The 246-nt window shown below is 72.4% G+C and carries 1 pseudogene; it reads left to right on the top strand.

Annotated features, from left to right (window positions below):
• Positions 1-246, top strand: a pseudogene (locus VR44_RS31210) (hypothetical protein); the annotation flags it as partial.

Here is a 246-nt window from a genome sequence, read left to right as displayed (position 1 = left end):
CCTCAGCCCCCGACGGACGAGGATCCCGGCACCTCCCAGCCCCCGACGGACGAGGATCCCGGCACCTCCCAGCCCCCGACCGACCAGGACACCGGAACTCCCGGCCCGCCCACCGACGGCGGGGACACCGCCGGCTCCGCGCGCCCCTGCCCGGTCGTGGACGGCTGGTACGACATGACCCGCGAGTTCAACGCCTACTACGCCCGCCACCGCACCTGTCTCTTATACACATCTCTGAGCGGGCTG

It is taken from the genome of Streptomyces katrae (assembly GCF_000966975.1).
GTDB classification, from domain to species: Bacteria; Actinomycetota; Actinomycetes; order Streptomycetales; family Streptomycetaceae; genus Streptomyces; species Streptomyces katrae.
This window is presented reverse-complemented; position numbering and strand designations above follow the sequence as displayed.